The organism is Rahnella selenatireducens (assembly GCF_046449555.1).
Taxonomy (GTDB): Bacteria; Pseudomonadota; Gammaproteobacteria; order Enterobacterales; family Enterobacteriaceae; genus Rahnella; species Rahnella selenatireducens.
Genome location: NZ_JBKEZJ010000014.1, coordinates 43429 through 67441 on the forward strand (window position 1 = coordinate 43429; position 24013 = coordinate 67441).

Sequence of the window (24013 nt, forward strand, 5' to 3'; positions counted from 1 at the left end):
GGAGCAAAACAGCACTCCCCCTTCTCAGGGGGAGGAGCAAAAAAAATTACTTGGTAGAGGCTTCGAAGCGACGCAGCAGCAGATTTCCGCGCTGTACTGCGGTATCTAACGCTTCTTTAGCCGTTTTCTTGCCGCTCCAGACGCTTTCCAGTTCTTCGTCCACGATGGTACGAATCTGTGGCATGTTACCCAGACGCAGACCTTTGGTGAACGGCAATGGCGGTTTGTTCAGCATCTGGCGGGTGGCAACGTCAGAACCCGGGTTCTTATCGTAGTAGCCTTCTTTTCTGGTCAGCTCATACGCGGCAGTTGTCACTGGCAGATAACCGGTTTTCTGGTGCCATTCAGCAGCGATTTCCGGCGTGGTCAGGAATTGCAGGAATTCGGCAACGCCTTTGTAGGTGTCTTTGTCTTTACCGTTCATCACCCACAGGCTTGCACCGCCGATGATGGCGTTTTGTGGCGCGCCTTTAATGTCTGCATCGTAAGGCATCATGCCTACACCGTAGTTGAATTTAGAATACTGACGGATATCGGCCAGAGAACCGGAAGAGGCGGTGGTCATCGCGCAATCGCCGTTATAGAACTTGGCGGTGGATTCGTCTTTGCGACCAAAATAGGTGAAATCACCTTTTTTGTTCATGTCTTCGAGCATCTGGATGTGTTTGATTTGCTCTGGTTTGTTGAATTCCAGAACCGCATCAGTGCCATCGAAACCGTTATTTTTGGTCGCGATCGGCAGGCTGTGCCAGGCGCTGAAGTTTTCAATCTGAATCCAACCCTGCCAGCCGCTGGCGTAACCACATTTCATGCCCGCTTCGCGCAGTTTCTGGGTGTAAACCGCCATGTCCTGCCAGGTTTTTGGCGGCTGATCCGGGTTCAGGCCAGCTTTCTTAAAGGCATCTTTGTTGTAATACAGCACCGGCGTGGAGCTGTTGAAAGGCTGCGATAACAGGCGGCCTTTGGAATCTGAGTAGTAGCCGGAGACGGTCGGCACAAACTGGGAAACGTCTTCTTTAATGCCGGCGTCGCTGAACACTTCGTAGACCGGTTTGATGGCTTTACTCGCCATCATGGTCGCGGTGCCCACTTCGTAAACCTGCAAAATAGCAGGCGCATTACCGGTGCGGTATGCCGCAATACCGGCAGCCAGGCTCTCGTCGTATTTACCTTTGTAGACAGGCACGATTTTGACATCAGGGTGCGTCTGGTTAAAACGGTCGGCCAACGAGTTCACTTCTTTACCTAACTCGCCGTCCATGGAATGCCAGAAAGGAATTTCTGTTACAGCAAAAGCGTTGGCGCTAAAAGCCAGCGTCAGCGCGGTGCCGATGACCGTTTTTTTGAGATTGATGAACATGCCTGTCTCCTGAATTCTGCTGGTGTAAAAGGGGCAGAGATAAATGGGGTATTGAGAAACGTTTTTATGCGGAGGTAACATGACACGGCTAAATTACAGATAAATAACAGTTAAATGACATTGGTGTTACAGCGGCATGAAGTGCAGGTGACGAACAGATGGCAAAAAAGAAGGCGCATCGGGTGAACGATGCGCCTTATAAAGAAGGGAAATCCGGGGACTTTACAGCGCGCGTTTCAGGCGGGCAACGGCCTCTTGCATCTGCTCTTCGGTCGCGGTGGCGAACGACAGACGGAAGGTAGAGTGATCCGGATTATCGGCATAGAAGAACTCGCCCGGCACAAACACCACACCCTGTTCCAGTGTCTTTTTCATCCACTCAGCGCAGTTACGCGGCTCGCGGAAACGCGCCCACAGGAACATGCCGCCTTTCGGATATTCAAACGTCAGCACGTCGCCCAGTTCGCGTTCCAGTAACTCCGCCAGAATCTGACATTTCTTTTTGTACGCGGCACGAATCGTTTCGATTTGCGCAGGCAGACGGCCCAGACCGAGATAACATTCAGCAATCGACTGTGACAGCGCGCTGGCGTGCAAATCTGCTGCCTGCTTGATGATGGCGACTTTGTGCAGCAGCCAGTCAGGCATGATCACCCAGCCCAGACGCAGGCCAGGCGCCAGAATTTTGGAGAACGTTGAGGTGTAGATGATGTTGTCGGCATGGCCAAACAGCGCCTTCGACAGCTCAAACAACGTTGGCTGGCGTTCGTCGGTGAAACGCAGTTCGCCGTACGGATCATCTTCCACAATCAGGAATTCATGTTTCGCCGCCAGCTGAACCAGCTTTTCACGACGCGCGCGGCTCAGGGTCACGCCGCTCGGGTTGCCAAACGTCGGCACCAGATACACGCCTTTAATTTTGCGGGTTTTCAGCAGTTCGGCCAGCTCATCGACAATCATGCCGTCGCCGTCGGTACCGACGGAAAGGATATTCGCCTCGGCCAGTTCCAGCGTTTGCAGTGCGGCCAGATAGGTCGGGCGCTCTACCACAAAAATATCGTCCGGATTCACTACCGCGCGCATCACCAGATCCAGCGCCTGCTGGGAACCGGCGGTCACCACGATATCATCGGGTTTTGCCACCACACCGCGTTCCTGACAAAGCTCAGCAATACGCTCACGCAGCGTATAACTGCCTTCGGTCAGGCCATACTGGAATGCGTGCTCCGGCTGTTCCGTGATCGCCAGTTGCGTCGCTTCGCGAAGGCCATCGAAATCAAACAGCGCCGAAGAAGGAATACCACCCGCCAGTGAAATAACGCCTTCCATTTTGCTGTGTTTCAGCAGTTCCCGGATGGCTGAACTTTTAAGCCTGACCATGCGGGCGGCGAGTAAACCTTCTGTGTTCATGAAATCTTCCTGATGCTGTGCAACGTTATTAGAATGTGAGAGATGTTAATTTATAGGCAAAATAAAAACCGCAAAGCGCTTGCCGTGCGGTTTACTAGATTTATCACAGATTTTCGAAATCCAAAGCGGATTTATGCGCCGAGATAGGCCGCACGCACCGCTTCGTTCGCCAGCAATGCCGCGCCGGTGTCTTCCAGCACCACATGACCGTTCTCCAGCACATAACCGCGGTCGGCGAGTTTCAGCGCCTGATTGGCGTTTTGCTCGACCAGGAAGATAGTCATCCCTTCTTCGCGCAGTTGCTGGATAGTGTCAAAAATCTGCTGGATGATGATCGGCGCCAGACCGAGCGACGGCTCATCGAGCAGCAGCAAACGCGGCTGGCTCATCAGCGCACGACCAATCGCCAGCATCTGTTGCTCGCCGCCGGACATGGTGCCCGAGCGTTGCAGACGGCGCTCTTTCAGACGCGGGAACAGCGTATACACGCGTTCCAGACGCGACTGATACTGATCGCGCGTCGCAAAGAAACCGCCCATCGCCAGATTCTCTTCCACCGTCATCCGCGAAAATACGCGACGGCCTTCCGGCACAATCGCGATATCGCCACGCATGATTTTGGCGGTCTGCCATTGGGTGATGTCCTGGCCTTCGAAAATAATCGCGCCGTGCGACGCCCGCGGTTCGCCACATAAACTGCCGAGCAGTGTGGTTTTCCCCGCGCCGTTCGCGCCGATCAGCGTGACGATTTCCCCTTGGTTAATGCTCAGGCTGACTTCATGCAGCGCCTGGATTTTGCCGTAATGGGCGGATACCTGATTAAATGACAACATCTTGTTCTGTCCCTTAGCCTTCGCCCATTAACCTTCGCCTAAATAGGCGCGGATCACGTCAGGATTGTTACGAATTTCAGCCGGTGTGCCCTGCGCCAGCGGCGTACCCTGATTCACCACGTAGATACGGTCGGAAATGCCCATCACCAGTTTCATGTCGTGCTCAATCAGCAGAACCGAGACGTTGTGCTGGTTACGCAGTTCGGCAATCAACTGGTTCAGCTCTTCGGTTTCCCGCGGGTTCAGACCGGCCGCGGGTTCGTCGAGCATCAGGATTTCCGGGCGCGTTACCATGCAGCGGACGATTTCCAGACGGCGCTGCTGACCATACGCCAGATTACCGGCCTGACGGTTCGCCAGTTCGAGTAAGCCCACGCGTTCGAGCCAGTCGGCGGCGCGATCCAGCGCTTCGGCTTCTGCACGACGGAATCCCGGCGTTTTAAGCAGACCGGCCAGAACACCACTTTTCAGATGCTGATGTTGCGCGACCAGCAGGTTTTCAATCACCGTCATTTCGCGGAACAAGCGGACGTGCTGGAATGTACGCACCACGCCCATGCGGGCAATTTTCTGCCCCGGCAGGCCTTCAAGATGCTGATCGCGCAGTTTGATGGTGCCGCCGCTCGGCTTGTAAAAACCGGTCAGGCAGTTAAAGACCGTGGTTTTACCGGCACCGTTCGGGCCAATAAGGGAAACAATTTCGCCCTGATTGAGGTTCAGCGCCACGTTGTTGACCGCCAGCAGGCCGCCAAAACGCATCATCAAACCTTCAACGGTTAACAGAGGTTGCGTGCTCATGCCTGTTCCCCCTGATCGGCGATTTGTTTTTTAGACAATTTGAGTCTCAGTTGCGGACGTTTCATCGGCAGCAAGCCCTGCGGGCGCCAGATCATCATCAGCACCATTAAAGCACCGAGCAGCAACATGCTGTATTCGTTGAGGTCACGCATCAGTTCGCGGGAAACCACCAGCAAAATGGCCGCCAGAATAACCGCAAACTGCGAACCCATTCCGCCGAGCACCACGATAGCCAGCACGAAAGCGGATTCTGCAAAGGTGAAGGATTCCGGGCTGACAAAGCCCTGACGCGCGGCGAACAGCGTACCGGCGAAACCGGCAAACGCGGCGCTGATGGTGAACGCGGTCAGTTTAATGCGAGTCGGGTTCAGCCCAAGCGAACGGCAGGCAATTTCGTCTTCGCGCAGCGCTTCCCACGCGCGGCCCAGCGGCATACGCAGCAGGCGGTTGATGATGAAGAGCGTCACCAGCACCAGCAACAGCGCCACCATGTACAGGAAAATAATCCTGTCGCTCGGATCGTAGGTCACATTGAAGAAGTTGCTGAAGGTATCCCAGCCGCCATCTCGCGGTGTCCGGCTGAATTCCAGCCCGAACAGCGTCGGTTTGGGGATCTGGCTGATGCCGTTCGGCCCGCCGGTCAGTTCGGTATTATTGAGCAACAAAATACGGACGATTTCGCCAAATCCGAGGGTCACAATCGCCAGATAGTCGCCCCGCAAGCGCAGAACCGGGAATCCGAGCAGGAAACCAAACGCCGCAGAAACCAGCCCCGCCAGCGGTAACGCTTCCCAAAAACCAATGCCATAATAGTGGTTGAGCAGCGCATAGGTATAAGCGCCGATGGCGTAAAAACCGCCGTAACCCAGCACTAACAAACCCGACAATCCGACCACCACGTTCAGGCCAAGACCCAGCATGATGTAGATGAGTGTCAGCGTGGCGATATCCACCGTGCCGCGTGAGACGATAAACGGCCACGCGATGGCGGCAATAATCAGCACCAGTGCCAGCAGTTTTTGTTTCGGCGTCGAGCCGTCAAAACTGGGCAAGACCCAGCCCGGCCCGGAGACTTTTTTCAGGCCACTGCTCACCAGCGGACGGAACAGCTGAAACACGAAAACAATCGCGCAGCCAATCGCAATCCACATCCAGCGAACTTCGCCCGCGCCATTCACCACCAGTTTGGTGCCATCCAGGCTCAGTTGCAGCCCCATAATGAACGCAGCCAGAACCAGCAGAACGAAAGCGGAAACCAGCGCGTTTAACAGATTCAGGCGCTTCATACTTTTTCCACCTCCGGACGACCCAGAATACCGGTTGGCAGCACCAGCAAGACCACAATCAGCAGTGCAAAGGAAACCACATCTTTGTATTCCGTGCTCAGATACGCCGACGTCAGCGCTTCGGCCACGCCCAGGATCAGACCGCCAATCATCGCGCCCGGAATGCTGCCGATGCCGCCCAGAACTGCCGCAGTGAAGGCTTTCATCCCGGCCATAAAGCCGATGTACGGGTTAATCACGCCATAGAATTGTCCCAGCAGAACGCCCGCCACCGCCGCCATTAATGCGCCGATTACGAAAGTCAGGGAGATCACGCGGTCAGTGCTGATCCCCAGCAGGCTGGCCATTTTGAGATCTTCGGCGCAGGCACGGCACGCGCGCCCCATGCGGGAATAACGGATGAACAGCGTGAGCGCCAGCATCGCGATAAAGGTCACGATCCAGATAATCAGCTGCATCGTGCTGATGGTCGCCGCAAAGCCGTTCGCTTCGCCGAGTTTCCACTGGCCGGTGACCAGACTTGGTAACGCCAGATCGCGTGAGCCTTGCGTGAGGCTGACGTAGTTTTGAAGAAAAATTGACATCCCGATGGCAGAAATCAGTGCAATCAGACGTTTGGAGTTACGCACCGGCTTATACGCCACGCGTTCAATACTCCAGCCGTAGGCACTGGAAATCACAATCGCCGCGATAAATCCGGCACCGATCAGCAACCAGCCGGCATCGATACCCATCATCATCAGGGCGGCAATCACGATAAAGGAGACATAACTGCCGATCATATACACCTCGCCGTGGGCGAAGTTGATCATGCCGATAATGCCGTAAACCATGGTGTAACCAATGGCGATCAGCGCATAAGTGCTGCCCAACGTCACACCGTTGAACATCTGCTGAATGAAATAGAGGAACTGCTCTGACATACCCTATCCTTATAAATCAAGGGGGTTGAATACGGTGTTCGGCTTCCCGTGGACGGGGATAGGCTCCCTCCCCTGCGAAGGGGAGGGTTGGGGTGGGGTATAGCAAACAACTTCAGAGTCGCCTGTAAAACCCCCTCCCAGCCTCCCCCTTCGCAGGGGGAGGAGCTAAAACCAATTTAAAAAGTTTTATTTGATAGGGGTAGACGTGCCGTCCTTATGCCACTCGAAAATACCGAATTCGAATCCTTTCAGATCGCCCTTCTCATCCCAGCTCAGCGGGCCCATTACGGTGTCCACGGAAGCTGACTTCAGGTTTTTAGCAATGTCTGCCGGTTCCATGCTGCCGCTGCGTTCCATACCAGTGGTCAGCGCCTGCAATGCGGCGTAGGTCGTCCAGACGAACGGACCGGTTGGATCCAGTTTCTTGGCTTTCAGGGAATCAACGATTGGCTGGTTAGCCGGAACCTGGTCATAACGTTTTGGCAGGGTGACGAACATACCTTCTGACGCATCACCGGCAATGTTAGACAGTGAGGAGTTGCCCACACCTTCCGGCCCCATGAATTTCGCGTTCAGACCAGCCTGTTTGGACTGACGCAGGATCTGGCCCATTTCCGGGTAGTAACCGCCGAAATAGACGAAGTCCACGTTGTCTTTCTTCAGGCGTGCAACCAGCGTTGAGAAATCTTTGTCGCCTGCGGTGATGCCTTCAAACAGTACGACGTTGCCGCCGCCTTTTTTCAGCGCGTCCTGTACGGAACGGGCCAGACCTTCGCCGTATTGTTGTTTGTCATGCACAACCGCAATACGTTTTGGTTTGATAGTGTTGAGGATGTAATTTGCAGCGGTCGGGCCCTGATCGGAATCCAGACCGGTGGTACGCATCACCATTTTGTAACCGCGGGTGGTCAGGTCTGCGTTGGTCGCGGCTGGCGTAATCATCAGAACGCCTTCGTCTTCGTAAATGTCAGAAGCCGGCTGTGTTGAGGATGAACACAGGTGGCCAATTACGTAACGGATACCGTCGTTGATCACTTTGTTGGCGACGGCGACCGCTTGTTTCGGATCACATGCATCGTCATATTCGACGCCAACCAGTTTGTCGCCCTTCACGCCGCCTTTGGCGTTGATGTCTGCGATCGCTTGTTTAGCGCCGGTAAACTCCATATCACCATACTGGGCGACCGGACCTGACATAGCACCAACGATGGCGACTTTGATATCTTTTGCGAATGCCGCCTGACTCATTGCTAATGCAATACACCCTGCCAGCCAGATCTTACCCTTTGTTACTTTCATCCGATTACCCCGTTTGATGTGTGTTGTGGTTTGCTCTTTGCCTGCCTGTTCAAAACATCATCACTTAAGAAATTTAGTATAAGTAATAATGAGTTACCGGCTTATTTCGCCTTATTTTCGAATAAGACTTTATAATTCATATCATTAAACAGGAATTTTCTTCTGCAAATCAAATGGCACACTCAGAAATATGAGGTGTAAACAGAATTTTATTTGGATGGAAAATCGGTTCTCTTTTAAACAATCAGGCATTAACGCTGGCATTATTGATTAAAGCCAACATTTATCGCTTATACAGGGATCGCTGAAAAAGTTTTCAACCTGTTACTGTACAAAAAAAGTTACGCCCGATTTTCAGACGGATCCGCTACACTAAACGCCTCTTTTTTCTGACCGTCCACATCATGAAATTAACCATCCAAAAACTCACTTCGCTCAGTACGCAGGATCTCATTGATCTGGCAAAAGTCTGGCCTGAGCAAACGGAAAGTGACTGGCAAGGCAGTCTGAGCGAACACCACGCGCTATTCGCCGCCGTGTTTAACGAGCGTATTCTTGGCGCGATAAAAGTCCGGGTGAACGGCGACCACGGCGAGCTTAGGGATCTGCGGGTTCGGGAAGTGACGCGGCGTCGCGGCGTCGGACTGTATCTGATGAAAGATTTGCAGGCACAACTGCCGCAGGTCAAAAGCTGGGAAATGCCGTCCGATGGCGAAGCCGTGACCGCCGCCTTTATGCAGGCCTGCGGTTTTTCCCTGACAGGGGATCTCTGGAAGCAATCCATCTGAATTTAAAACCACGGCGGGCCACATTTTCGGCCCGCACATTTAATGACTGGCTTTCAGCTTGATTTCAGGGGCCGCCGCGATAGTTGACTGAGGTTTCAGAAGAGCAATCGCCAGCACACCCAGCAACGTAATGCCGCAAAGCGTCAGCAACCCGGCAATCTGATTGGCAAACAGCGTATCCGCCGCCACCCTGATTTGTGGCGCCAGAAAGCCCCCCACTGCACCAAACATATTGATAAAACCAATCCCTGCCGCCAATGCACTGCCGCGCAACAGCGTGGTGGGAATGGTCCAGAATACCGGCTGGACGGCAATAAAACCTGCCGCAGCAAAACAGAGTGCACCTATCGCCAGTACAGGGCTGGAAACCAAAGCTGAAGCGCCGATCCCCAATCCGGCAATCAGCAACGTGCAGGCTGCCACCGTGCGCAGCGCACCACTTTTATCGGCATAGCGTGGAATAAAGAAAGTGCCGAACATGGCTGCAATCCAGGGAATGGCGGAAACCATCGACGCCGTGAAACCCACTTTAGTACCGAGTAAGTTAGCCACCTGTGTAGGCAGGAAGAAAATCAGCCCGTAAACACTTATCTGGATAATCAGATAGATGAGCCCGAGGTGCCAGACCGCGGGGATCTTCAGCCCGTCGCGGATCCGCGTAATCGGCTTTTGAGTCTCTTCCGCTGCCAGCTCATCCACCAGTGCTTTTTTCAGGTCGGCTGACAAAAAACGTGCCTGCGAAGGCTGATTATCGAGATACCAAAACGTCCAGATACCGGCAATAACCGCCAGCGCGCCTTCAATGATAAACATCCAAAACCAGCCCGCATGTCCTGCAAATCCGTGCATCTCAAGCAATGCGCCGGAGAGCGGACTGCCGAGTGTGAGGGCTAATGGCGCGCCGAGATAAAATAATCCCATGACCGAGGCCCGGTTTCTGAGCGGAAACCACAACGATGTCAGATAAATCATTCCGGGGAAAAAGCCCGCTTCGGCAGCGCCTAGCAGAAAGCGGATCGTCAGAAATTTGGATTCGGTGTCCGCAAAAGCCATCGCGGCAGATAAAATCCCCCAGGCCAGTGTGGTGCAACCAATCCAGGATTTAGCCCCAAACTTCTTCATCAGTAAATTAGCGGGCATGCCTAATATCGCGTAGGCAATAAAGAATATACCGGCACCCAATGCATACGCTTCATTACTTAATCCCGTATCAATTTGATAAGACTCTTTGGCAAAGCCGATATTGGCACGATCAAGAAAGGCTAATATATACAAAGAAAGCATAAACGGGATTAAGCGCCAACGGGTTTTCTCAACCGCTTTATTTAACAGCGTCGTCATTATATAAGCCTCATTATTTGCGGTCAGCACTTATTTAAAGTAAGCGCTGACCTGCAGGGTGGAATATTTCTCATACAACAATCTAAAAATATCGATAAGGTTTAATGCTGATAAGGGCGAGTCAGCTGGCACTCCGGATTCAACTCCACGCCAAAACCCGGCTTGTCCAATACGGATTTATGCATCCTTCCGTTTACCGGCACGGGCTCATTAAGCAAGATCGGATCGAACTGCGGTCGCAGACTGTCTGCATTCGGGGAAGTCATCAGAAACTCGCTGAACGGTGTGTTGGTAAAGGTGATAACGGCATGATGCGAGTAAACCGATGACCCGTGTGGCACCACCAGTTGGCCTTTAGCTTTGGCAATGGCGGCAATTTCCAATAACGTTGTTAATCCGCCACACCAGCCGACGTCAGGCTGCATAATATCAATGCCCGTTTCCGACAGTGTCTGAAATGCCTCCAGCGTGCCGTGATGTTCGCCTGTCGTAATCAGCATTCCCGCAGGCGCATTGCGCTTGAGCTCGCGATAACCGTCGTATTGCTGCGGCGGCAGGCACTCTTCCATCCATTTCAGGTTATAGGGCGCGCAAGCGTGGGCGACGCGGGTGGCATAATTCACATCCATCGACATCCAGCAGTCAAGCATTAACCAGAAATCAGTGCCGCATTTTTCACGCATATCGGCCACCATCCCGGCCGTTTCACGTACGCCAGCATCGCCGTCGTGCGGACCGTAATGGGTCGGCATTTTTCCGCCAATAAACCCCATTTCTTTCGCCAGATCGGGGCGCGAACCGGTGGCGTAGAATTGAATTTCATCGCGCACTGCCCCGCCCAACAACTTATAAACCGGCAATCCTGTGCATTTCCCGAACAAGTCCCACAACGCCAGATCGACGCAGGAAATCGTATTCATCACCAAACCGCCGCCACCCGAGTAGAACATTGTTGAACGTAACATCTGGTCGTGGATCAGCTTGATATCTGACACGCAGCACCCTTCAATAAAACGGTTCAGGTGATTTTCAACGATAAAGCAGCCCATTTCACCGGCTGTTGATACCGCAAAACCGATCACACCATTATCGGCTTCCACTTCGACCACCAATGTGCCGAGAACATTAATACCAAACGACTGACGGGACTGTTCATATTGTTTATATTTGCTCATTGGTGTACAAATTTTATCATCGATCCAATGCTTATCTTTTTGATCGTGATAATCCGCGCCACCTTTACCTTTTTCTGCGGTTGCCCCGCCCATGAAATAAGCACGGGCCTGTTTTATTTTAGGTAACTCAATTGACTTAATCATAATTTAAATTTCCCTGATTTTATTTAACGCTGGATAACAAAAGGGTTATTTCTTTATTTAATACTTCGCGCAGATTTTCTATTTTGTTTTGTGTTTCCCTGGTGACTGGCACTTTATTCTCACCCATATTAAAACCACGTAATGACATGGCTAATTTATACCCGAGCGGGAAAGGCAGTGATGCCATCATGCTCATGACGGGTATCGCCGCGAGTTGTAATGCTCGCGCTTCTTTCAGCTGACTGGCACAGAATAAATCATAAATACGCCGCATCACTTCCGGCAAAACCCCGGCCGTTCCCGTGATGCTACCTTTGCCTCCCGCGCACAACGATGCATAAAAGAATTCTTCACGCCCGGTCATCAGGGAAAATTCACCCTCGGCTTGCGGGCAAAAAGCCATCATTTTCATAAAACCGACAGCATCACCGCTGGAATCTTTTATGCCCACGATATTCGGATGCGCAGCCAATTCAGCCACGGTTTCCGCACTCAGCGGGTCGGCGAAGAAAGGAATGTTGTAGAGGCACAGCGGCAGGTTAACGGCGCTGGCAACCTGATTGAAATACTGCGCATGCGTGGCAGCATCATAATGATAGAAAGAGGCTGGCATCAGCACCACGCCACTGGCTCCGGCGCGTTCAGCCGCATGCGCCAGATTGATGCTTTCTTCCGGCGTCGTCGCGGGTATTCCGGCCCAAACTGGCACGCGCCCTTTCGCCTGCTCAACGACCGTAGCCACCACTTCACATTTTTGGTTGTAGCTCATGTAACCGGCTTCGCCTACAGAACTCACCGGAAACAGCGCTGTCAGCCCGCCAGCTATCTGAAACTCGGTGATTTCTCGCAGAGTTTGCAGATCTGGTTTTCCCCCGCACCACGGCGTAAGCATGGCGCTGATCACTCCTGATGGTCTTAACATATTGTTCCTATTATATTTTATAGCCCAACGCCTGAGAGATTTCCCAGGCGGTATCTTTAACCTGCTCAGCCAGTGCAAGAATATTTTCCGGCCCGATTTGTAACGATGTCGCAACGATGGAAATCGCCGCAGTCACATCCCCCGCGGCGTTAAAAACCGGTGCGCTGACACAACGGATATTGGCAACGTCCTCCTCGTTATCGTATGCCCAGCCCAGCTGACGGATTTCCTGCAACGCCAGGCGAAGTTCCAGCTCACTGGTTAGCGTGTTAGGTAAGACCGGCAGGAACTCTATGGAACGGATCAGCTGGTTCTGACGCTCACGGTCACACCATGCAAGCAGACATTTCCCCAGCGAAGAACGGCACAGAGAAAGTCGTTTGCCTTCCCAGGTTCTCACCTGAATGCTCGACTGACTTTCGACCTTGATGAGATAAATGGGCGTATTGCCATCAAGCACGCCCAGATGACATAGAAACCCTGTTTCATTCATCAGACGGTTCAATGGTGTAAGCGCTACATTTCGCATATCCAGCTGACGGGAAACCTGACTCCCCAGTTCCAGCAGTTTCAGGCCAAGGCGATAGGTTCCGCTGCGCGACTGGGTCAGAAGCCGAAGGTTCTTCAACTCTTCCAGCAGAAGGTACACCGTACTTTTTGGCATGCCGGTTTCACTGACCAGTTGATTCGCCGTGCATTGTGCTTCACGTGAAATAATTTCCAGCAAACTCAAGGCACGGCCTAAAGCAGGAACTTTGGATTTCGGGGACATTTCCATCATGTTGGAACCCGTTCTGTTTTGATGGACAAGTTATAGGAGGAAAATGGTGAGAAAACAGGCAGAGAAGCCGGGTCTGTGATGCGCATCTCTTAAAGATTTGAGATTCCAAAATGTTGGAAAAATGGCATAAAAAAAGCGACCCGAAGGTCGCTTTTTTGTTTCAGAAAGCTGTCGTATCAGGCTTCGATCGCCAGACGCAGTTTCTTCATCGCGTTCTTTTCAAGCTGACGAACACGTTCTGCCGAAACACCGTATTTATCGGCCAGTTCCTGCAGCGTCGATTTGTTATCGTCATCTAACCAGCGGGCACGAATGATGTCCTGGCTGCGTTCGTCCAGACCTTCCATTGCATAGGAAAGCTTGTCGGTTGCATCCTGATCCCAGTTATCTTCTTCGATGCTTTCTGCAAAGTCAGAGCTTTTATCTTGCAGATACAGCATCGGTGCCATCGCGGCGCCGTCGCGTGGTTCGTCGTCCGGTGTCGGGTCGAACGTCATGTCCTGTGCGGCCATGCGCGATTCCATTTCCAGCACATCTTTGCTGGTCACACCCAGTTCACGGGCAACATGCTCCACTTCGTCGTGGCTGAACCAGCCCAGACGCTGTTTGTTTTTACGCAGGTTAAAGAACAGCTTACGCTGTGCTTTCGTCGTCGCGACTTTCACGATGCGCCAGTTACGTAGCACGTATTCGTGAATTTCTGCTTTAATCCAATGCACCGCAAAGGACACCAGACGTACACCGACTTCCGGATTAAAACGGCGAACCGCTTTCATCAGGCCGATGTTACCTTCCTGGATAAGGTCTGCCTGCGGCAAACCGTAGCCTGAATAGTTGCGGGCAATATGAGCAACAAAGCGCAGATGAGACAGGATCAGCTCTTTCGCTGCGTCCAGGTCACCGTCGTAATGCAGCCGCTCAGCCAGTGCCCGTTCTTCCTCTGCGGTAAGCATAGGATAAGTATTGGCTGCCCGAACATAGGCTTCCAGGCTACCTTGGGGTACTAATGCTAAAGTGCGCATTTCGTTAGTCATTCAAAAGCCTCTCATGTATGACGTTGTGCAGGTTTTATACCACGTTGCTGCGGGATGATACCGCTACGCTGTGTGCCATCTGGCAACCACAGAAGCAACGCCGAGCCCTTAATATCCGCTGCTCTTCGACCCCGAATTTTACATAAAGTTCACGGCCGGATTCAACAGTCTGACGACTGTATGTGACAGACTGACTATTGGATAGTGAATTTGTGCCATTGCGGAGCAAGCAGGGAAATGATGTGGCGGAAAGGCCGAAAACAGCTTCCCCCTGAGACACAATTACTGAGCAGCAGGGGGACATTATAGCAAACTCTCGCTACTGTGGTGTAAATCGCCGTAAATGTTGAACGGTCGCCAGCCACGCCGCAATCCAGCCAATCATTGCGGATACGATAAGCAGCAACAGACTTTCGTCCCAGCCCAAACCGTGCAGATCAAAGGTCGTGCCGAACACTTGCGCGACTTGCGTCACCACGCTCTCAAGGCGCAGTACCAGCACTTCCGACAGGATCAGCGACAACAGCGCGCCGGTAAAACCGAGCATCGCGCCACCGTTTAGGAATGGCCGCAAAATGAAGCCATCGGTCGCACCAATAAGCTTCATAACGTTGATGGTATCGCGACGGCTGAAGATACTCAGTCGCACACTGTTACCAATTACCAGGAAGACGGCGATCACCATAAGCACGCCAATCATCGCGGCAATTTGCCCCACCAGACCGGTTAGCGCCGCAAGGCGGGCAAACCAGCTGTCATCCATACGCACTTCGTCCACACCGTGAACGGCCGCCACGCGATCGCGCAGGGTATTCAGCGTAGCTGAGTCCTGGAAATTCATTTTTGGTGTGATGATCGCCACGGCAGGCAGCGGATTCTGTTCGAGCATATCCATTGCGCCGCCAAAGCCTGACCAGTTGCGGAATTCGCCCATTGCTTCCTGACGGGAGAGATAATTGACTTTATCCACGCCCGCTTCAGTTTTGAGGGTTTTCACCACATTTTCAGCCGCGTCGTCATCCAGCGCTTTGTCGAGATATACCGTCAGCTGCGGCGTCGGATACCACTGCTCAGCCGCCGAACTGACGTTCTTCCACACCAGATAACACACGCTTGGCAATGTCAGGGAAATCGCGATGACCATGACTGTCAGCAAGGTTGCCAGCGGTTGACGGAGCATATCCGCCAGTGCGTTCATCCACGCGTAACGCCACTGTTCGCGCCAGCCACCCTGCAACGCTTTGCTTTTGGCAGAGCGGGCGCTTTTTGCGGTTTTCGCCGGGTTTGGGCTGTTTGCCATTAGTAAACCCCTCCCGACATACGCCCCTGACTCAGCGTCAGCGTGCGGTAATTACGGCGGGCAATCAGGCCCACATCATGCGTTGCCATCAGGACAGTGACGCCAACCCGGTTAAATTCTTCGAATAAACGCAAAATGCCTTCCGACAGTTCGCCGTCGAGGTTACCGGTCGGTTCATCCGCCAGCAGCACCGCAGGCTTGTTCACGACGGCGCGGGCAATGCCCACGCGCTGTTGTTCACCACCGGACAACTGGATCGGCAGGTTTTTGGCTTTATCCAGCAACCCGACTTTATCCAGCGCCGCCGAAACGCGACGGCGGATATCTTCACTGCTGGCCCCGGAGATAATCAGCGGCATCGCCACGTTGTCATATACCGTGCGATCCATCAGCAGATGGTGATCCTGAAAAATCATGCCGATCTGACGGCGCAAAAACGGCACTTCGCTGGATTTCAGACGGCTGATGTCGTGCCCGCCAAACAAAATCTGCCCGGCGCTCGGGCGCTCAATGCCGCAGATCAACTTCAGCAGGGTACTTTTACCCGCGCCAGAGTGACCGGTCAGAAATGCCATTTCCGCTTGCTGGATGTGAAAATTGACGCCCTGAAGCGCCTGTCGTCCGCCCAGATAAGCTTTACTGACCTGTTCAAAGCGAATCATCCGTATTAATCCTCTCGGGCAAAAAGTGCCTCAATAAAATCGTCTGCCTTAAATGGCCTCAAATCTTCGATACCTTCACCGACGCCGATATAACGGATCGGAATACTGAACTGATCGGCGATGGCGAATATCACGCCGCCTTTGGCGGTGCCGTCCAGTTTAGTCAACGTAATGCCGGTAAGCCCGACCGCTTCGTTAAACAATTTTGCCTGGCTGACGGCATTCTGGCCGGTACTGGCGTCGAGCGTCAGCATAACCTCATGCGGTGCGTCTTCGTCGAGTTTCTTCATCACGCGGACGATTTTCTTCAGCTCTTCCATCAGGTGCGCTTTGTTCTGCAAACGCCCTGCGGTATCGGCGATCAAGACGTCGATATTACGGGCCTTCGCCGCCTGAATGGCATCGAAAATCACGGAAGCGGAATCGGCACCGGTATGCTGAGCGATAACCGGGATCTTGTTGCGCTGCCCCCAGACCTGCAACTGTTCAACGGCCGCCGCACGGAAAGTATCACCCGCCGCCAGCATTACAGATTTGCCCTGCGCTTCAAACTGACGCGCCATCTTACCGATGGTGGTTGTTTTACCGACGCCGTTCACGCCAACCATCAGAATGACATACGGGGTTTTTCCGCTGACATCCAGCGGCTCGTCCACTTTCGACAGAATTTCGGACATTTCTTCCTTCAGCTTGCCGTAGAGCGCATCGGCGTCCTTCAGCTGCTTGCGGGAAGCGTGTTCAGTCAGCGAAGTGATAATTTTACGCGTGGTTTCAACACCCACGTCGGCGATCAGAAGCTGTTCTTCCAGTTCCTCAAACAGATCGTCGTCGATTTTTTTACCACGGAACAGGCCGACAAAACCGGAGCCGAGATTCTGCTTAGTTTTAACCAGACTGCGTTTCAGGCGGGCAAAGAAACCTTCTTTCGTCGGACGTTCCTGCTCAGTTTCAGCGGCAGGCAGCACAACGATAGGATCGAGCGCAACGGGCAGCGGCGCCTCTTCAACAGGTTCTTCTTCGACAACCAGGCTGTCGTCGATAGCGTCGAGAGAATCTTCGCGGGCGTCTTCTGCAATCTCAACGGCTGACTCAACGAATTCGTCTTCAACAACCTGTTCTTGAACAAGCACCGGTTCTTCGGCTATGACTTCTGCAACGACCGGCACTTCATCGACAGTAGTTTCAACGACCGGCTGCGCCGCGACCTGTTCGGTGATGTGAACAATTTCTTCAGCCAGTTCAGCCGCTGCCTGTTCGCGAGGTTCTTCAGCGGCCGGAGGTGCTTCCTGCGCAGGCGTATCACTCAGCGGCGCTTCGGCAACCGGCGGCTCTACGCGTGTTTCTTCTTTCTGCTGCTCTTCTTCCTGACGGCCACGGCCAAACCAGGAGAAGAAACCGCGTTTTTTATCTTTTGCCATTTTACAACTTCACTCCTCGCCGCTAATGATTGGCGAACGGATTATTAATAGGGTTATGGTCGGGCAGTCTATCACTTTCCCCTTCCGGCAACACGCCCGCGTATTGAATTCCGGTGGTTTTTCAATCGCCCATGTTAAACATTTGCCCATTGCCCGCACACCGGTAGAATAGCCCTCCAAACGATATGCAACGAAGCCCGACGGCTTTGGATTACACAAGCGAACTATGGCAAAGAAACCCAACACTCCAGCCGCAGGCCAGATCCGAATTATTGGCGGTCTCTGGCGCGGACGCAAACTTCCGGTTCCACACAGTCCGGGACTGCGCCCGACCACCGATCGCGTGCGCGAAACGCTGTTTAACTGGCTCGCGCCGGTTTTGCAGGGCGCACATTGTCTGGACTGTTTTGCAGGCAGCGGCGCACTCGGTCTGGAAGCGTTATCGCGCTACGCCGCCAGCGCCACACTGCTGGAGTTTGAGCGCCCGGTTGCGCAACAGTTAGAGAAAAACCTGGCGCTGCTAAACGCCAAAGATGCGCAAGTCTTTAACGTCAATACTTTGAACTGGCTGGCAAAAGCCGGGAATGCCTTTGATGTGGTTTTCCTCGATCCGCCTTTCCGTAAAGGTATTTTGCAAGACACGCTGAATCTGCTGGAGCAAAATAACTGGCTGGCAGACGAAGCCTGGATTTATGTCGAAACAGAAGCCGAACACGACACGCTGGATGTCCCCGCCAGCTGGCGTTTGCACCGTGAGAAAGTCGCCGGACAAGTTGCTTATCGCCTATACCATCGCGATGTGAAGCCTGAAACCGGCTCACCAGAACAGGAGCAGTAAGATGTTGATCAATATCGGTCGGTTGTTGATGTTGTGTATTTGGGCGTTTCTGGCATTCAACCTGATTCACCCTTTCCCGAAGCCGATCAAATACTTTTTAGACGTGGCGATTGTGTTCATGTTCTTCATGCACGGCTTGCAGGTGATGTTGCTGAAAGCCACGCAGGGCAAGGAAAAAGACACCATTGGCGGCTGGCTGCAAACCCGTATTTTCCTGTTCGGCGTGTTTGAATTGCTGGCCTGGCAGAAAAAACAGCCTCCGTTGCCCACCAAAAAGTAATCCCCGTTTTACGGTGCGTCCTGCGCCGTAAAAAGCCCCTTTGCGGCTGCTATTCTTCAACTCAGCCTGAACAGACGGCCTGATAAGGTTATTTCTGATTGTCTGCGGCACCGCGCCTCTCCTACACTGAGAATAAGTACGGGAAAACAGGATGTGTTTTTCTGAGGGCAGATCCTTGCGTTGGTTTTATCTTCTGTTTTTAAATATAAAAGGATAAACAATGAGTTGGCCATTCCTTGCAGTATTTTTCTCAGGCTGGTTGTTCGTTGACGCCAGCTATCGCGGCCCGCGCTGGCAACGCTGGGTATTCAAACCCGTCACCTTATTATTGCTGCTTTTACTCGCCTGGCAGGCACCGACGCTCAATGTTTACAGCTATCTGATCCTGCTGGGTCTGGCCGCGACGCTGGTCGCAGACGGTCTGCTGTTACTGCCGGAAGAGCGGTTTATGTACGCCATCGGGGCGTTTTTCCTCTCGCATCTGCTGTATACGCTCAGTTTTGCCAGCCAGATGACGATTACGTTCTTCTGGCCTTTGCCGCTGACGCTGCTGATTATCGGCGCGATATTACTGGCGGTAATCTGGACGCGGCTTGCGGAACTTCGCTGGGCAGTGACCACTTACATCGCGATGACGCTGCTGATGGTCTGGCTGGCGGGTGAACAGTATTTCGCACGCAGCACCGACATGGCATTCTCGCTGTTTTGCGGCGCTGCGCTGCTGTTGCTGGGGAATATTTTCTGGCTCATCAGCCGTTATCGCTTCACTTTCCGCGCCTCCGACGCGCTGGTTGCCGCGTGTTATTTCGGCGGCCACTTCCTGATTGTCCGCTCGCTGTATTTGTGATTCTTCCTTATGGCAGGTCTGTTCCGGATCTGCCGTTTTAAATTCCTCTTGACCTTAGAGCTGGCTCCAACGTTTACACTGAGTGCAATTCCACTCGGTTTTAAACCGGAGGCACTATGACCCCACTTCAAAAAAACACCGGATGCAGCTGCGGCTGTCAGGCCAAACGCGGCCCCGCGCTGCGTATCAATAAAATCAGCGCGCCAGTTCAGCCCGGTACACATCCTGCGGGCTGCTGTGACACGCGTACAACGCTGCCAGTTTCGGCCAGCGCTGCCACAGACAGTTGCACTACCGAAAGCTGCTGCAAACCGAAGTCAGGTGAGCACTCCCACACTTCTGGCGACGGCAATGCAGAAGGCTCGCCGGGGGAAGATGCCCCCGAAGCCGCGCATTCCGGTGACTTACAGTACAGCTGGAAAGTCGCCGGAATGGATTGCCCCGCGTGCGCCCGTAAAATTGAAAATGCCGTCTCCGGCCTCGAGGGCGTCAGCCGCGCCAGAGTGTTATTTACGACAGAAAAACTGGTCATTGATGCGGGATATGACATTTCACAAGATGTTCAGCAAGCCGTCATCGCCGCAGGTTTTACCCTGCAATCTCTCGATAAAAAAACCGCTGCGCCCGAACCGGAAGCCTCCCGCCTGAAGGAAATGCTGCCGCTGATCGCCCTGTCGGTACTGATGCTGCTGAGCTGGGCGCTCGATCACGTCAGTCCGCAGTGGGGTGAAATCGCGTTTATCGCCACCACGCTGGTCGGTCTGTGGCCGGTGCTGCGTCAGGCCATCCGCCAGACGCGTTCCGGTTCGCCCTTCGCTATCGAAACGCTGATGAGCATTGCGGCGCTGGGTGCGCTGTTCATAGGCGCGACCGCCGAAGCCGCGATGGTGTTGCTGCTGTTTATGGTGGGCGAGCGTCTGGAATCCTTCGCCTCGAGCCGCGCACGCAGTGGCGTGAAATCCCTGATGGCGCTGATCCCGGATACCGCCGTACGCGTGGTGAACGACAAAACAGAAACGGTGCCGGTCAGCAGCCTGCGCCCCGGCGATATCATTGAAATCGCGGCGGGCGCGCGCCTGCCAGCAGACGCCATTTTACAAGGCCACGCCAGTTTCGATGAAAGCGCATTAACCGGCGAATCAGTACCCGTTGAACATCAGCCCGGCGAAAAAATCCCGGCGGGAAGCCTGTGCGTTGACCGTCTGGCGCGCCTTGAAGTGGCTTCCGCGCCCGGCAGCAGCGCGATTGACCGCATACTGCAACTGATCGAAGAAGCCGATGAGCGCCGTGCGCCGATCGAGCGTTTCCTTGATACCTTCAGCCGTTATTACACACCGGTCATCATGCTGCTGTCGCTGCTGGTCATTGTCATTCCGCCGCTGGCGATGGGCTTGTCATGGGAAACCTGGATTTACCGTGGCCTGACGCTGCTGCTGATTGGTTGCCCGTGCGCGCTGGTGATTTCCACGCCGGCAGCGATTACTTCCGGTCTGGCGGCGGCAACGCGTCAGGGCGCGTTAATCAAAGGAGGCGCGGCGCTGGAACAGCTGGCGCTGATTGAAACGGTCGCGCTGGATAAAACCGGCACGCTGACCGAAGGCAAACCCGAAGTTACGGACGTTTTCGCGCTCAATGATACCAGCGAAAAGGAACTGTTAAGCCTGGCGGCCGCCGTTGAAGAAGGTTCGCATCATCCGCTGGCGCAGGCGATTCTGACCCGTGCACAAGAAAGTAATCCGGTTCCAATGACGGCGCAGAACCGCCGCGCACTGGCCGGTTCCGGCGTGGAAGGCGTGGTGTCTGGCAGTAAGGTTCAGGTTCTCGCGCCAGTGCGTGTTGCGGAACCGGTACTGACACAGGAGGCCCGCGCGCAAATCACGGACTGGGAATCAACCGGCAAAACGGTCGTTGTGGTCTTAAAAGATGAAACAGCGGTCGGGCTCATCGCGATGCAGGATCGTTTACGTGACGATGCAGTGAATGCGTTGCAGAAACTTAAAGCGCTGGGCGTGTCTGCGGTGATGCTGACCGGCGACAACCCGCGTGCAGCGAAAACTATCGCGGATCGTCTTGGGATTGAGTTCCGCGCGGGCTTATTGCCTGTGGACAAAGTCTCGGCAGTCACCGCGCTGAATGCGGTTAAACCGGTCGCAATGGTCGGCGACGGCATTAACGATGCGCCCGCCATGAAAGCCGCTACGATCGGAATTGCGATGGGAAGTGGCACCGACGTGGCACTGGAAACCGCCGACGCGGCGCTGACGCACAACCGTCTGAGCGGGCTGGCGCAGATGATCAGTTTATCACGCGCAACGCGGGCGAATATCCGTCAGAACATCACCATTGCGCTGGGGCTGAAGGCGATATTTCTGGTGACCACGATTATGGGGCTGACCGGTTTGTGGCTGGCGGTGCTGGCCGATTCCGGCGCAACGGCGTTAGTCACTGCCAATGCCTTGCGGCTGTTGCGCAAGAAATCACACTGACCGTCAGGGCTGAGCAATCAGCCCTGCTTTTCCACCAGACCTTTGCACAGCAAATAGCGGTACGGCAGGTTTTCTGTATCCGACGCTAACAGGCGGTGTTCCATAAAACGGCAGAAACCGGGAATATCGCGGGTCGTTGCCGGATCATCGGCGAAGATCAGCAGTGTTTCGCCATCTTTCATGGTGCGCACCGTTTTGCGAACCATCATCACAGGTTCCGGGCAACGCAGACCCAGCGCATCAAGCTGATGGTCGGGATTGATAAAGGGGTCGGTCATTTCGTGTCTCAACATCTTCATACGTGAATGCGCGACAGTTTAACCCGCTGGTTTTCTGGTGCAACAAACAAGGCGCATTGCGCTAAAATTAACCATCTAATCTGTTGCGCAAACGGTGCGCAAACAGGTACTATGCGCGCCGCACGTGATAACTCAGTCAGTGCAGAAGTAAAAATACGTTTGGGTTCCCTCACCCCAATTTTTTTATAAAAAAAGGTCACATCTATGTACTCTTTTACTGCTCAACAGCGGTTTTCCGCGTTGATATGGCTTTCGCTATTCCACATCGCCATCATTACGTCCAGCAACTATCTGGTTCAGCTGCCTGTCTCCATTTTTGGTTTCCATACCACCTGGGGCGCGTTCACTTTTCCGTTTATTTTCCTGGCTACCGATCTCACGGTGCGTATCTTTGGCGCACCGCTGGCACGCCGGATTATCCTTTCCGTCATGATCCCGGCACTGGCAATCTCTTACGTGATTTCCGCACTGTTCTTTGAAGCACAGTGGCAGGGCGTTGAAGCGCTCAGCAGCCTGAACATCATGGTCGCCCGCATCGCGACCGCCAGCTTTATGGCTTACGTGCTGGGACAAATCCTCGACGTTCACGTATTTAACCGCCTGCGCCAGAACCGCCGCTGGTGGATTGCGCCGGTCGCCTCGATGTTCCTCGGCAATATCAGCGATACGCTGTCCTTCTTCTTCATCGCGTTCTACAAAAGTACCGATGCCTTTATGGCAGCGCACTGGGTAGAAATCGCGCTGGTGGATTACAGCTTCAAAGTGCTGATCTGTCTGGTGTTCTTCCTGCCGATGTACGGCATGCTGCTCAACATGTTGCTTAAGCGGCTGTCGGCGCAAGGAAATCACAAGGCTTCCGCGGTCAGCGCGCACTAAGAGTGACGACGGCGTCTCAGATGACACAAATCGCGCCATAATCTGACTTGCATTTGTGGCCTGAATAGGTTGCCATAACGACTGTTAAGTCAACATGTAAGCCTGATAGACAGGCCACTTAAGGAAGCCCGATGCGTAATGTCGCAAAAATGATGGGAATGGCAGTACTGATCGCCGGTCTGGCTGCGTGTGATGGTAAATCAACAGACGCGCCAGCTGCAGATAAAGGCGCACCTGCCGCCGCCGCAACGGCGACCACACCAGTCAGTCTGCTGGATGGCAAAGTGACGTTCTCCCTGCCGCAGGGAATGAGCGACCAGAGCGGTAAGCTGGGCACTCAGGCAAACAATATGCACGTCTACGCAGACAGCACCGGCCAGAAAGCGGTGATTGTGATCCTGGGTGATAACACCACGGAGTCACTGGACGTTTTGGCGGGTCGTTTACAGGACCAGCAAAAAGCGCGCGATACCAATCTGCAAGTCGTCACTAATAAAGCGATTCAGGTGAACGGTCAAACGTTGCAGCAGTACGACAGCGTCATCACCTCTGCTGGTCAGAAAGCGTATTCCTCTATCGTGCTGGGCAAGGTCGACAGCCACCTGCTGACGCTGCAAATCACGTTGCCAGCGGATAATCAGCAACAGGCGCAGACGGATGCCGAAGCAATTATTAATACACTGAAAATTCAGTAAATTCAGATGTTGCGAAAATATCAGGCGGGGCTCAGGCTTCGCCTTTTTTTGTCCCAAGCTGTTACCCACCCTCACAAAACCCGCCTCTCCTGTAATAAAAATGTAACATTTCGGTCATAAATCACAGTTCGTTTGTGCGCGAATTGCTAAAATCATGTTCGTTTTGGAACACCCTTGCACCGCCCTTACGTCATTGGCTCATGAGGAGTCAGACCTGA

At 53.6% G+C, this 24013-nt stretch carries 23 protein-coding genes; 7 read left to right on the top strand and 16 right to left on the bottom strand.

Annotation, left to right across the window (positions count from 1 at the left end):
• Window positions 1-46 precede the first annotated feature (46 nt).
• From ugpB to ACLBVC_RS20110, 7 genes are all read right to left on the bottom strand, one after another.
• Window positions 47-1360, bottom strand: a complete 1314-nt coding sequence (gene ugpB / locus ACLBVC_RS20080) for a sn-glycerol-3-phosphate ABC transporter substrate-binding protein UgpB (RefSeq protein ID WP_410151102.1) — start codon at window positions 1358-1360, stop codon at window positions 47-49.
• A gap of 222 nt (window positions 1361-1582) precedes the next feature.
• A complete protein-coding gene (locus ACLBVC_RS20085) occupies window positions 1583-2770 on the bottom strand; it encodes an aminotransferase-like domain-containing protein (RefSeq protein WP_410151103.1) in 1188 nt (395 codons plus the stop codon).
• 131 nt (window positions 2771-2901) lie between these two features.
• Window positions 2902-3603 (bottom strand): high-affinity branched-chain amino acid ABC transporter ATP-binding protein LivF, encoded by a 702-nt coding sequence (gene livF, locus ACLBVC_RS20090; RefSeq protein ID WP_410151104.1) that lies wholly within the window; start codon window positions 3601-3603, stop codon window positions 2902-2904.
• A 27-nt stretch (window positions 3604-3630) separates the two neighbouring features.
• Window positions 3631-4401 carry a high-affinity branched-chain amino acid ABC transporter ATP-binding protein LivG gene (gene livG, locus ACLBVC_RS20095; RefSeq protein ID WP_410151105.1) on the bottom strand — a complete coding sequence of 257 codons (771 nt, stop codon included), beginning with the start codon at window positions 4399-4401 and terminating at the stop codon, window positions 3631-3633.
• A complete protein-coding gene (locus tag ACLBVC_RS20100) occupies window positions 4398-5687 on the bottom strand; it encodes a high-affinity branched-chain amino acid ABC transporter permease LivM (RefSeq protein ID WP_410151106.1) in 1290 nt (429 codons plus the stop codon). Before ACLBVC_RS20100 ends, livG begins: the two co-directional genes overlap by 4 nt.
• A complete protein-coding gene (livH, locus tag ACLBVC_RS20105; RefSeq protein ID WP_410151107.1) occupies window positions 5684-6610 on the bottom strand; it encodes a high-affinity branched-chain amino acid ABC transporter permease LivH in 927 nt (308 codons plus the stop codon). Before livH ends, ACLBVC_RS20100 begins: the two co-directional genes overlap by 4 nt.
• A gap of 186 nt (window positions 6611-6796) precedes the next feature.
• Window positions 6797-7909 (bottom strand): branched-chain amino acid ABC transporter substrate-binding protein, encoded by a 1113-nt coding sequence (locus tag ACLBVC_RS20110; RefSeq protein WP_101079415.1) that lies wholly within the window; start codon window positions 7907-7909, stop codon window positions 6797-6799.
• 404 nt (window positions 7910-8313) lie between these two features.
• Between ACLBVC_RS20110 and panM the strand changes: the two genes are divergently transcribed.
• The gene (panM, locus tag ACLBVC_RS20115) at window positions 8314-8697 is read left to right on the top strand and encodes an aspartate 1-decarboxylase autocleavage activator PanM (RefSeq protein WP_410151108.1); all 384 of its coding nucleotides are present in this window, start codon (window positions 8314-8316) and stop codon (window positions 8695-8697) included.
• Between the two features lie 39 nt (window positions 8698-8736).
• Here panM and ACLBVC_RS20120 read toward each other — a convergent pair whose 3' ends face one another.
• From ACLBVC_RS20120 to ftsY, 8 genes are all read right to left on the bottom strand, one after another.
• Window positions 8737-10041, bottom strand: coding sequence for an MFS transporter (locus ACLBVC_RS20120; RefSeq protein ID WP_410151155.1), 1305 nt, complete (start codon window positions 10039-10041; stop codon window positions 8737-8739).
• 98 nt (window positions 10042-10139) lie between these two features.
• Window positions 10140-11345, bottom strand: a complete 1206-nt coding sequence (gene rhmD / locus ACLBVC_RS20125; protein WP_410151156.1) for an L-rhamnonate dehydratase — start codon at window positions 11343-11345, stop codon at window positions 10140-10142.
• A 31-nt stretch (window positions 11346-11376) separates the two neighbouring features.
• On the bottom strand, window positions 11377-12279 hold the full coding sequence (locus ACLBVC_RS20130) for a dihydrodipicolinate synthase family protein (RefSeq protein WP_410151109.1): 903 nt from the start codon (window positions 12277-12279) through the stop codon (window positions 11377-11379).
• 10 nt (window positions 12280-12289) lie between these two features.
• On the bottom strand, window positions 12290-13060 hold the full coding sequence (locus ACLBVC_RS20135; protein WP_410151110.1) for an IclR family transcriptional regulator: 771 nt from the start codon (window positions 13058-13060) through the stop codon (window positions 12290-12292).
• Window positions 13061-13236: 176 nt separating this feature from the next.
• Window positions 13237-14094 (bottom strand): RNA polymerase sigma factor RpoH, encoded by an 858-nt coding sequence (gene rpoH / locus ACLBVC_RS20140; protein ID WP_410151111.1) that lies wholly within the window; start codon window positions 14092-14094, stop codon window positions 13237-13239.
• A 319-nt stretch (window positions 14095-14413) separates the two neighbouring features.
• Window positions 14414-15394, bottom strand: coding sequence for a permease-like cell division protein FtsX (ftsX, locus tag ACLBVC_RS20145; protein ID WP_410151112.1), 981 nt, complete (start codon window positions 15392-15394; stop codon window positions 14414-14416).
• A complete protein-coding gene (ftsE, locus tag ACLBVC_RS20150; protein WP_195816054.1) occupies window positions 15394-16056 on the bottom strand; it encodes a cell division ATP-binding protein FtsE in 663 nt (220 codons plus the stop codon). The genes ftsX and ftsE overlap by 1 nt, the downstream gene beginning before the upstream one ends.
• Window positions 16057-16061: 5 nt before the next feature.
• Complete coding sequence (gene ftsY / locus ACLBVC_RS20155; protein ID WP_410151113.1) at window positions 16062-17474, bottom strand: signal recognition particle-docking protein FtsY; 1413 nt, start codon at window positions 17472-17474, stop codon at window positions 16062-16064.
• Between the two features lie 226 nt (window positions 17475-17700).
• On the opposite strand from ftsY, the gene rsmD reads away from it, so the two are divergent.
• From rsmD to ACLBVC_RS20175, 4 genes are all read left to right on the top strand, one after another.
• A complete protein-coding gene (gene rsmD, locus ACLBVC_RS20160) occupies window positions 17701-18312 on the top strand; it encodes a 16S rRNA (guanine(966)-N(2))-methyltransferase (protein WP_410151114.1) in 612 nt (203 codons plus the stop codon).
• A gap of 1 nt (window position 18313) precedes the next feature.
• Window positions 18314-18592, top strand: a complete 279-nt coding sequence (locus ACLBVC_RS20165; RefSeq protein ID WP_152324792.1) for a DUF1145 family protein — start codon at window positions 18314-18316, stop codon at window positions 18590-18592.
• A gap of 220 nt (window positions 18593-18812) precedes the next feature.
• Window positions 18813-19439: a lysoplasmalogenase gene (locus tag ACLBVC_RS20170; protein ID WP_195816057.1), complete on the top strand. Its 627-nt coding sequence runs from the start codon at window positions 18813-18815 to the stop codon at window positions 19437-19439.
• 116 nt (window positions 19440-19555) lie between these two features.
• The gene (locus ACLBVC_RS20175) at window positions 19556-21925 is read left to right on the top strand and encodes a zinc/cadmium/mercury/lead-transporting ATPase (protein WP_410151115.1); all 2370 of its coding nucleotides are present in this window, start codon (window positions 19556-19558) and stop codon (window positions 21923-21925) included.
• A 17-nt stretch (window positions 21926-21942) separates the two neighbouring features.
• Here ACLBVC_RS20175 and tusA read toward each other — a convergent pair whose 3' ends face one another.
• Entirely contained in the window at window positions 21943-22203 is a 261-nt protein-coding gene (gene tusA, locus ACLBVC_RS20180; RefSeq protein WP_410151116.1) for a sulfurtransferase TusA, read from the bottom strand.
• Window positions 22204-22428: 225 nt separating this feature from the next.
• Here tusA and ACLBVC_RS20185 point away from each other — a divergent pair, with 225 nt between their 5' ends.
• Both ACLBVC_RS20185 and ACLBVC_RS20190 read left to right on the top strand, forming a co-directional pair.
• Window positions 22429-23100, top strand: coding sequence for a 7-cyano-7-deazaguanine/7-aminomethyl-7-deazaguanine transporter (locus tag ACLBVC_RS20185; RefSeq protein ID WP_410151117.1), 672 nt, complete (start codon window positions 22429-22431; stop codon window positions 23098-23100).
• Between the two features lie 131 nt (window positions 23101-23231).
• Window positions 23232-23795, top strand: a complete 564-nt coding sequence (locus ACLBVC_RS20190; RefSeq protein ID WP_410151118.1) for a DcrB family lipoprotein — start codon at window positions 23232-23234, stop codon at window positions 23793-23795.
• The last annotated feature ends 218 nt before the right edge of the window (window positions 23796-24013 follow it).

Excerpts from the sequence above, each read along its gene's own strand:
- ugpB (WP_410151102.1), bottom strand. The coding sequence starts at position 1,360 with ATGTTCATCAATCTCAAAAAAACGGTCATCGGCACCGCGCTGACGCTG.
- ACLBVC_RS20085 (WP_410151103.1), bottom strand. The coding sequence starts at position 2,770 with ATGAACACAGAAGGTTTACTCGCCGCCCGCATGGTCAGGCTTAAAAGT.
- livF (WP_410151104.1), bottom strand. The coding sequence starts at position 3,603 with ATGTTGTCATTTAATCAGGTATCCGCCCATTACGGCAAAATCCAGGCG.
- livG (WP_410151105.1), bottom strand. The coding sequence starts at position 4,401 with ATGAGCACGCAACCTCTGTTAACCGTTGAAGGTTTGATGATGCGTTTT.
- ACLBVC_RS20100 (WP_410151106.1), bottom strand. The coding sequence starts at position 5,687 with ATGAAGCGCCTGAATCTGTTAAACGCGCTGGTTTCCGCTTTCGTTCTG.
- livH (WP_410151107.1), bottom strand. The coding sequence starts at position 6,610 with ATGTCAGAGCAGTTCCTCTATTTCATTCAGCAGATGTTCAACGGTGTG.
- ACLBVC_RS20110 (WP_101079415.1), bottom strand. The coding sequence starts at position 7,909 with ATGAAAGTAACAAAGGGTAAGATCTGGCTGGCAGGGTGTATTGCATTA.
- panM (WP_410151108.1), top strand. The coding sequence starts at position 8,314 with ATGAAATTAACCATCCAAAAACTCACTTCGCTCAGTACGCAGGATCTC.
- ACLBVC_RS20130 (WP_410151109.1), bottom strand. The coding sequence starts at position 12,279 with ATGTTAAGACCATCAGGAGTGATCAGCGCCATGCTTACGCCGTGGTGC.
- ACLBVC_RS20135 (WP_410151110.1), bottom strand. The coding sequence starts at position 13,060 with ATGATGGAAATGTCCCCGAAATCCAAAGTTCCTGCTTTAGGCCGTGCC.
- rpoH (WP_410151111.1), bottom strand. The coding sequence starts at position 14,094 with ATGACTAACGAAATGCGCACTTTAGCATTAGTACCCCAAGGTAGCCTG.
- ftsX (WP_410151112.1), bottom strand. The coding sequence starts at position 15,394 with ATGGCAAACAGCCCAAACCCGGCGAAAACCGCAAAAAGCGCCCGCTCT.
- ftsE (WP_195816054.1), bottom strand. The coding sequence starts at position 16,056 with ATGATTCGCTTTGAACAGGTCAGTAAAGCTTATCTGGGCGGACGACAG.
- ftsY (WP_410151113.1), bottom strand. The coding sequence starts at position 17,474 with ATGGCAAAAGATAAAAAACGCGGTTTCTTCTCCTGGTTTGGCCGTGGC.
- rsmD (WP_410151114.1), top strand. The coding sequence starts at position 17,701 with ATGGCAAAGAAACCCAACACTCCAGCCGCAGGCCAGATCCGAATTATT.
- ACLBVC_RS20165 (WP_152324792.1), top strand. The coding sequence starts at position 18,314 with ATGTTGATCAATATCGGTCGGTTGTTGATGTTGTGTATTTGGGCGTTT.
- ACLBVC_RS20170 (WP_195816057.1), top strand. The coding sequence starts at position 18,813 with ATGAGTTGGCCATTCCTTGCAGTATTTTTCTCAGGCTGGTTGTTCGTT.
- ACLBVC_RS20175 (WP_410151115.1), top strand. The coding sequence starts at position 19,556 with ATGACCCCACTTCAAAAAAACACCGGATGCAGCTGCGGCTGTCAGGCC.
- tusA (WP_410151116.1), bottom strand. The coding sequence starts at position 22,203 with ATGACCGACCCCTTTATCAATCCCGACCATCAGCTTGATGCGCTGGGT.
- ACLBVC_RS20185 (WP_410151117.1), top strand. The coding sequence starts at position 22,429 with ATGTACTCTTTTACTGCTCAACAGCGGTTTTCCGCGTTGATATGGCTT.
- ACLBVC_RS20190 (WP_410151118.1), top strand. The coding sequence starts at position 23,232 with ATGCGTAATGTCGCAAAAATGATGGGAATGGCAGTACTGATCGCCGGT.